This is a genomic window from Microvirga sp. RSM25, from assembly GCF_044784385.1.
Taxonomy (GTDB): domain Bacteria; phylum Pseudomonadota; class Alphaproteobacteria; order Rhizobiales; family Beijerinckiaceae; genus Microvirga; species Microvirga tunisiensis.
On record NZ_CP173039.1, the window covers coordinates 5,430,315 to 5,437,670 of the forward strand.

At 63.8% G+C, this 7,356-nt stretch carries 6 protein-coding genes and 1 tRNA gene; 5 read left to right on the forward strand and 2 right to left on the reverse strand.

Annotated features, from left to right (window positions below; all coding sequences use genetic code 11):
- The first annotated feature begins 214 nt into the window (after positions 1–214).
- Genes ACD578_RS25865 through ACD578_RS25875 form a run of 3 tightly spaced genes read left to right on the forward strand, consistent with a single transcriptional unit; the run spans position 215 to position 3,332 of the window.
- A complete protein-coding gene (locus tag ACD578_RS25865; protein WP_404289746.1) occupies positions 215–1,423 on the forward strand; it encodes an aspartate aminotransferase family protein in 1,209 nt (402 codons plus the stop codon).
- On the forward strand, positions 1,420–2,346 hold the full coding sequence (gene argF, locus ACD578_RS25870) for an ornithine carbamoyltransferase (RefSeq protein WP_404289748.1): 927 nt from the start codon (positions 1,420–1,422) through the stop codon (positions 2,344–2,346). The genes ACD578_RS25865 and argF overlap by 4 nt, the downstream gene beginning before the upstream one ends.
- Positions 2,343–3,332 carry an Hsp33 family molecular chaperone gene (locus ACD578_RS25875; protein ID WP_404289750.1) on the forward strand — a complete coding sequence of 330 codons (990 nt, stop codon included), beginning with the start codon at positions 2,343–2,345 and terminating at the stop codon, positions 3,330–3,332. The genes argF and ACD578_RS25875 overlap by 4 nt, the downstream gene beginning before the upstream one ends.
- Positions 3,333–3,748: 416 nt before the next feature.
- On the opposite strand, the gene argE is transcribed toward ACD578_RS25875, so the two are convergent.
- Positions 3,749–4,921: an acetylornithine deacetylase gene (gene argE, locus ACD578_RS25880; protein WP_404289752.1), complete on the reverse strand. Its 1,173-nt coding sequence runs from the start codon at positions 4,919–4,921 to the stop codon at positions 3,749–3,751.
- An 8-nt stretch (positions 4,922–4,929) separates the two neighbouring features.
- Positions 4,930–5,322 carry a Co2+/Mg2+ efflux protein ApaG gene (gene apaG, locus ACD578_RS25885; protein WP_152717425.1) on the reverse strand — a complete coding sequence of 131 codons (393 nt, stop codon included), beginning with the start codon at positions 5,320–5,322 and terminating at the stop codon, positions 4,930–4,932.
- Between the two features lie 347 nt (positions 5,323–5,669).
- On the opposite strand from apaG, the gene ACD578_RS25890 reads away from it, so the two are divergent.
- Together ACD578_RS25890 and ACD578_RS25895 are read left to right on the forward strand one after the other, a co-directional pair.
- Entirely contained in the window at positions 5,670–6,761 is a 1,092-nt protein-coding gene (locus tag ACD578_RS25890) for a 2'-deoxycytidine 5'-triphosphate deaminase (RefSeq protein WP_404289755.1), read from the forward strand.
- Between the two features lie 65 nt (positions 6,762–6,826).
- Positions 6,827–6,901: transfer RNA gene (locus ACD578_RS25895), tRNA-Gly, on the forward strand.
- Positions 6,902–7,356: the final 455 nt, after the last annotated feature.

The window sequence follows — 7,356 nt, forward strand, 5'->3', positions numbered from 1 at the left end:
GACTCCGGCGCAAGAGTCCCCGAACAGGCCCCGTCGTTTTCCCCAAGGAACTCGCCTGGGGCAAAAATTCCTTGTGATGAGTGACTTCATTTCTCTTGAATTGACAGGGTCTCGCACCTCGTTAGAATCCCTCTCCGTGCCGCCCTCGCTGGGGCGGCGTTTCTTTTTCGGGCCCGGGTGCGACCTTGGGCCTCTCTCTAGGCGGAGACAACCCGTGACATCGCCATTGCTGCCGACTTTTGCCCGTGCCGAGCTTTCCTTCGAGAAGGGAGAGGGCCCCTGGCTCTACGGCCGAGATGGCGAGCGATACCTTGATTTCGGCGCCGGCATCGCCGTGAACGCCCTGGGCCACGCCCATCCGCACCTCGTCAAGGCGCTGACCGAGCAGGCCTCCAAGATCTGGCACAGTTCCAATCTGTTCCAGATCCCGGAGGGCGAGCGCCTCGCCCAGCGCCTCGTCGACAGCACCTTCGCGGATTTCGTCTTCTTCGCCAATTCCGGCGCCGAGGCGAACGAAGCCGCGATCAAGATGGCGCGCCGCTATCATTATGTGAACGGCAATCCCGAGCGCTTCCACATTGTCACCTTCGAGGGCGCCTTCCATGGCCGCACGCTCGGCACCATCGCGGCTGGCGGACAGGCCAAGTATCTGGAAGGCTTCGGCCCCAAGGTCCAGGGCTTCGACCAGGTTCCGCCTGAGGATCTCGAGGCCCTGAAGGCCGTCATCGGCCCGCACACGGCGGCCCTGATGATCGAGCCGATCCAGGGCGAGGGCGGCGTCCGGTCGGTGTCGAACGCCTTCCTGCGCGAGCTGCGCGCCCTGTGCGACAGCCAAGGCCTGCTCCTGATCTTCGACGAGATCCAGACCGGCGTCGGCCGCACCGGCAAGCTCTTCGCCTATGAATGGAGCGGCGTGACGCCCGATATCATGACCGTGGCCAAGGGCATCGGCGGCGGCTTCCCGCTGGGCGCCTGCCTTGCCACGGCAGAGGCCGGCAAGGGCTTGACGCTCGGCACCCACGGCACGACCTTCGGCGGCAATCCGCTCGCCATGGCGGTCGGCAACGCCGTGCTCGACGTGATCCTGGAACCCGGCTTCCTGGAGAGCGTCGAACGCAAGGGCCTGCTGCTCAAGCAGCGCCTCGCCGAGCTGAAGGACCGCCATCCGAGCATCATCGCCGAGGTGAGGGGGCAGGGGCTCATCGTGGGCCTGCGCACCGTCGTGCCCAACACGGACTTCGTCAGCGCTGCCCGCGATCAGAAGCTCATCGTGATCGGGGCCGGCGACAACGTCGTCCGTCTTCTGCCGCCGCTGATCATCACGGAGGCCGATCTCGGAGAAGCCATCAATCGTCTGGATGCCGCCTGCGCGGCCATCGAGGCTAAGCAGAAAACCGCCGTTCCGCCGGGAGCCGTTCAATGAAGACCCGCCATTTCCTCGATCTCAGCGACTTTTCCGGCGCGGAGATCCGGCACCTCCTGAATGTCGGCCTGGAGATCAAGTCCAACCGCCGCCGCGGCGAGAAGGCCAAGGATCGGCCGCTCGAAGGCAAGATCCTGGCGATGGTGTTCGACAAGCCCTCCACCCGCACCCGCGTCTCCTTCGATGTCGGCATGCGCGAGCTCGGCGGCGAGACCCTGATGCTCACCGGCAAGGAGATGCAGCTCGGCCGCGGCGAGAGCATCGCCGACACGGCGCGCGTCCTGTCGCGCTACGTGGACGCCATCATGATCCGCACCCTCGATCATGCGATGGTGACGGAGCTCGCCCAGTATGCTTCGATCCCGGTGATCAACGGCCTGACCAAGATGACGCATCCGTGCCAGATCATGGCCGACATCATGACCTTCGAGGAACATCGCGGCTCCATCGAAGGCCGGACGATTGCGTGGACGGGCGACTCCAACAACGTGCTCGCCTCCTGGGTTCACGCGGCGGCGCGTCTCGATTTCCGGCTCAAGATCGCATCCCCGCCGGAACTTGCCCCGCGCCCGGAGCTTTTGTCCTGGGCGAAACAGGAAGGGGCCAAGATCAGCGTGACCACCGATGCGTTCGAGGCCGCCGAGGGCGCCCATGCGGTCATCACCGATTGCTGGGTGTCCATGGGTGACGACGACGAGTTCCGCCGTCAGAATCTGCTGAAGCCTTATCAGGTCAACGGCAGGCTCATGGGCGTTGCCGACAAGGACGCCGTCTTCATGCATTGTCTTCCCGCCCATCGTGGCGAGGAGGTCACGGACGAGATCATGGACGGTCCGCAATCGGTGGTCTTCGACGAGGCCGAGAACCGGCTTCACGCGCAGAAGGGCATCCTGGCGTGGTGCCTCGGAGCAGCAAACGCATGAGTTCAGCTTCGCTTGCAGGAAACGATGACGTCGTTCTGCCTTTCGCAGTCGAACCTCTCGACGTGCGTGGGCGCGTGGTGCGTCTCGGAGCCTCCATCGACACCATCCTGGCCCGGCACGGCTATCCCGACATGGTGGCCCGCGTCATCGGCGAGGCGGCCGCATTGACGGTCATGCTCGGTGCGTCCCTCAAATTCGAGGGACGCTTCCAGCTGCAGACCAAGACCGATGGCATCATCGACATGGTGGTGGTCGATTTCAACGCACCGGATCGCCTGCGTGCCACGGCCCGTTTCGACAAGGACAGGCTCGAAGCTCTCGGGTCGATCTCGCCGGGAACGGGCGAACTCCTCGGCTCCGGCTACCTCGCCATGACCATCGATCAGGGCTCCGAGCGCAGCCGCTATCAGGGCGTCGTCGCCCTCGAGGGCCAGGGTTTCGAGGAGGCGGCGCATCAGTATTTCCGCCAGTCCGAGCAGATCCCGACGCAGGTGCGTCTGGCCGTGGCCGAGCAGTTCGAGGATGGCCGCCACACCTATCGCGCCGGTGGCCTGATGATCCAGTTCCTGCCCTCCTCGTCGGAGCGCCTTCGGCAGGCCGATCTGCATCCGGGCGACATCCCGGAGGGACATCCCTCGAACGATCTCGCATCGCCCTCGGAGGACGATGCCTGGCTCGAAGCCAAGTCCCTGGTCGGGACGGTCGAGGATCACGAACTGATCGATCCGGCCGTGTCCAGTGAGACGCTTCTCTATCGCCTGTTTCACGAGCGGGGCGTGCGCGTCTTCGAGGGCCAGCACGTGCATGAGGAGTGCACCTGCTCGCATGAGCGCATCATGGGCATGATGCGCCGCTTCTCTCCGCAAGATCGCCGCGACATGGTCGGCGACAACGGCCGCATCGGCATCACCTGCGAGTTCTGCTCGCGCTTCTACGATCTGGACCCGGCGGAGGTCGAGGCCGAGATCGCCAAGTCGGAAGCATAACCAGAAGCCAGCTCTCCATTGTCATCCCGGCGCAGGCGGGAATCCATAGCCACGGCGGTTGCAGCAAAAGGAGAGCGGCTGGCGCTGCGCATGATCCTGCAATGTTAGCGTTTATGAATCCCGGGCTCCGCGATGCGGCCTCGGAATGACCGTTGAGCAGTTTTAATCAACCCCCGTCATCACCGGCCTTGTGCCGGTGATCCCGATCTTCCTTGCCTCTCGCCTCATCCTGAGGAGCCTGCGGAGCAGGCGTCTCGAAGGAGGGTCCAGAGCGCACGGGAGACGCACTCGTCCTTCGAGACACCGCCATCGGCGGCCCTCAGGATGAGGGCTTAAGGGTGATGCATCTCCTGATCGGGATGGCCGGGACCGATCCCCGGATCAAGTCCGGGGACGGCCATGACGTGAGATGCCATTCACGAATTCGCGCAGGTCGCCGCAAGACGGCGCATGAAGGCCATACCGGCCTCGAGCTGTTCCAGGGAAATGTACTCGTCAGGCTGATGCGCCTGATTGATCGAGCCGGGTCCGCAGACGACGGTGGGAATTCCGGCAGCCTGGTAATGGCCGGCCTCCGTGCCGAAGGGCACGGTCTGCGTGTGGTTCTTGCCGGCAAGGCGCAGGGCCAGAACTTCCGCTGCCGAGCCGGGATCCGGCGCGAGGCCCGGCACATCCGCATGAAGAACGGTCTCGATCCGTCCGAACGCGCCGAAGCGATTGAGGCGTTTCAAGGCGACCTCCTCGACGAACCGGTTGAGCCGGTCGGGAATCTCCTGCGGATCGAGGCTCGGCAGGCCGCGGAACTCCCAATGGAAGCTGCAGGTCTTCGACAGGATGTTGCGCGCCGTGCCCCCTGAGATCGTGCCGACATGCACTGTCGTGTAGGGCGGGTCGAAGCGCCCGCTGGAGTCGCCGCGCTCCATCATGTCGTCGCCGATGCGGTTCAGTTCCGCAATCAGTTCGGCGGCCGTCATCACGGCGCTGGCGCCGAGATAGGGCTTTGACGAATGCGCCTCGAAACCATGCACCGTGGTGGAGAAGGTCACGACGCTCTTATGCGCGTCCACCACCTCCAGCATCGTCGGCTCGCCGACGATGGCGGCTTTCGGCATGGGCAGATCGTATCCGAGACGGCGGATGGTGTCGACGACCCCGAGGCAGGTCGTCTCCTCGTCATAGGAGAGCATGATGTGGATCGGCGTCGTGAGATGGGCGGCCTGAAACTCAGGCACCATTGCGAGCGCCAGCGCGTCGAATGCCTTCATGTCCACCGCGCCGCGTCCATAGGCACGCCCGTTCTCCACGCGAAGGGTGAAAGGATCGGACGTCCAGGCCTGGCCCGTCACCGGCACCACGTCCGTATGGCCGGACAGCACGATCCCGCCCCGGTCCTGCGGCCCGATCGTGGCGTAGATCGCCGCCTTGTCGCCCGTCTCGTTCGGCACGCGCACATAAGGCACGTTCCAGCTCTCCAGATAGCTCTCGACGAAGTCGATCAGGGGCAGGTTCGACTTCGAACTCACGGTATCGAACGAAACCAGCTTCGCCAGCATGTCGAGCGGCGTCAGCCGCTGATTGTCGGGGGACATCAAAAACCTCAGTGCAGCACGCGCTTGGTGCGGGGAATGTCGAGCGAGAAGGCGGGAATTTCGACGTCGAAGGTTTCGCCGGTGGTGGTCTCCATCAGATAGGTCCCCTGCATGGTGCCGCTCGGCGTCGGCAGGGGACATCCACTCGTATAGCTGAAGCTCTCGCCGGGACCCAGCACGGGTTCCTCTCCGACCACGCCTGCGCCGCGCACCTCCTGGACCTGACCATGCTCGTCGGTGATCTGCCAATGACGGGCGCGAAGCTGAACTCTCTCCAGGCTCGCATTGATGATCTCGACCGTATAGGCAAAGAAATAGCGGCTCTGCTCGGGGGAGGATTCTTCGGGCATGTAGCGGGGTGTCACCGTCACAGAGATGCCGCGGGTCACAGCTTGATACATGAGCCTGCCTCATGCCGGTCGTGGAGTTCCATTGGCCCGTGGTACGGCGGCCTTGGGGCCTCGTCAATCGACCGGGACGGGAATGCGCCCGCCGACGGCCTGCTCGTCGGAAAACCCCGGGCAAGGAAAGCGATTGAGAATTCCGTAACACCCCTCGTGCATCGTGCGGAACCAGGAGGCCGCGTCAGCGAAAAGGGGTCCCGGTTTTCCGCTCCCGACGATGCGCTCATCCAAAATAAGCGGGCATCGGCTTGATCCCAAAAGCGGTTTCCACTTTTGGGTCCGATGCTCTAGAGATACTGCCAGGCTCAACAATTCAATGAGGGCGGCCCCCTCGGAAGACGAACATGGTTGCGTTGAAGGACGGGATTCAATCGGCTGATGCCATCATGCGCCTTGCTGAGGCAGGGGCCATCAGAGCGGAGACGCCCTTCGCCTCCGATCAGGTCCAGCCGGCAAGCCTCGATCTGAGGCTGGGGCGCCGCGCCTACCGGGTCCGCGCCAGCTTCCTGCCGGGGCGCAATCATACGGTGCAAGACCGGCTCGACCAATTGAGCTTCCACGAGATCGACCTGAGCAAGGGCGCCATCCTGGAAACGGGCAGCGTCTACATCGCCGAGCTGCAGGAGGAGCTGGCCCTGCCGGAGGATCTGTCGGCTGCCGCAAACCCCAAGAGCTCGACCGGCCGCATCGACGTCTTCACCCGGGTCATCACCGATCGCAGCCAGGAATTCGACACGATCGGCGCCGGTTACCGCGGCCGTCTTTATGCCGAGATCTCGCCGCGCACCTTCCCGGTGCTGGTCAGAACCGGCACGCGGCTGTCGCAGCTGCGCCTGCGCAAGGGAGACGTGCGCCTCAGCGATGCCGAACTCCAGGCAGTTCACGAGCGGGAGCGGGTCGTGACCTCCGCTGAGCCGTCCATTCAGGACGGTGTCGCCGTGAGCGTGGATCTTTCGGGCTTCGGCCCCGACAACCTCATCGGCTATCGGGCCAAGCGCTATACGGGCTTGGTCGATGTGGACAAGCCCGGCTCCTGCCGCGTCGCGGATTTCTGGGAGCCGCTCTATGCCGAAGCCAGCAGGACCCTGATCCTGGATCCAGGCCAGTTCTACATTCTCGCCTCTAAGGAGGCGGTGCATGTGCCGCCGGATTACGCCGCCGAGATGGTGCCCTTCGATCCTCTCGTGGGCGAGTTCCGGGTCCACTATGCCGGCTTCTTCGATCCGGGCTTCGGTCACGCGGAAGCAGGAGGGGAGGGGGCCCGGGCGGTGCTCGAGGTGCGCTCGCGCGACGTTCCCTTCATCCTCGAGGATGGGCAGATCGTCGGGCGCCTCGTCTATGAGCGCATGGCCGAGCGCCCCAAGGTGCTCTACGGCGCGGGCGCCGGTTCGAACTACCAAGCGCAGGGCCTGAAACTCTCCAAGCACTTCCGCTGAGCTTTTGCGACGCCCCCGTCGACCCTCTTGCCGGATCGCGGCAATGCCGGATATGAATAAGGAACGCGGGCGTAGTTCAGAGGTAGAACGTCAGCTTCCCAAGCTGAATGTCGTGGGTTCGATTCCCATCGCCCGCTCCAACTTTCCTGGCGAGCACTTGTATTGAAGGCTGCTATTGAAGGCTGCTCTTCGAAGGGAGCGGGGCTCCCGGGAGCCGTTTGCCATTAATCGGGTTTGCGGGTGTTGACAAACGATCCGGGAATCGACATATCCGCAGCCCCGCCGGAACTTGGTTCGGGCAAGCTTCACTCTCACACGACGCCGACGCTGCCGAGATCCCCGGATCTCGCCGATCGTTTGGGTCCCGATCGCGATCTCATTTGATCCCGATCAACGGCACGAGCCATGGACGCCAGTATATGGCATGTCCCCGCGGCTCCTCTGACGACAATGAGAAGCATTCGGATGGATTGGATCGATCCGAATGATGTTCACGCAGAAGCGAATACGCTTCTGCGAACGCTGGAGCTTGTCTGAATACTGAGTAGGTAGGCTGGGGGCGCCGATTTCGGGAAAATTCTTCGAAATAGGTGTT

Coding starts and splice junctions, on each gene's coding strand:
- argF (WP_404289748.1), top strand. CDS start 1,420: ATGAAGACCCGCCATTTCCTCGATCTCAGCGACTTTTCCGGCGCGGAG.
- ACD578_RS25875 (WP_404289750.1), top strand. CDS start 2,343: ATGAGTTCAGCTTCGCTTGCAGGAAACGATGACGTCGTTCTGCCTTTC.
- argE (WP_404289752.1), bottom strand. CDS start 4,921: ATGTCCCCCGACAATCAGCGGCTGACGCCGCTCGACATGCTGGCGAAG.
- apaG (WP_152717425.1), bottom strand. CDS start 5,322: ATGTATCAAGCTGTGACCCGCGGCATCTCTGTGACGGTGACACCCCGC.
- ACD578_RS25890 (WP_404289755.1), top strand. CDS start 5,670: ATGGTTGCGTTGAAGGACGGGATTCAATCGGCTGATGCCATCATGCGC.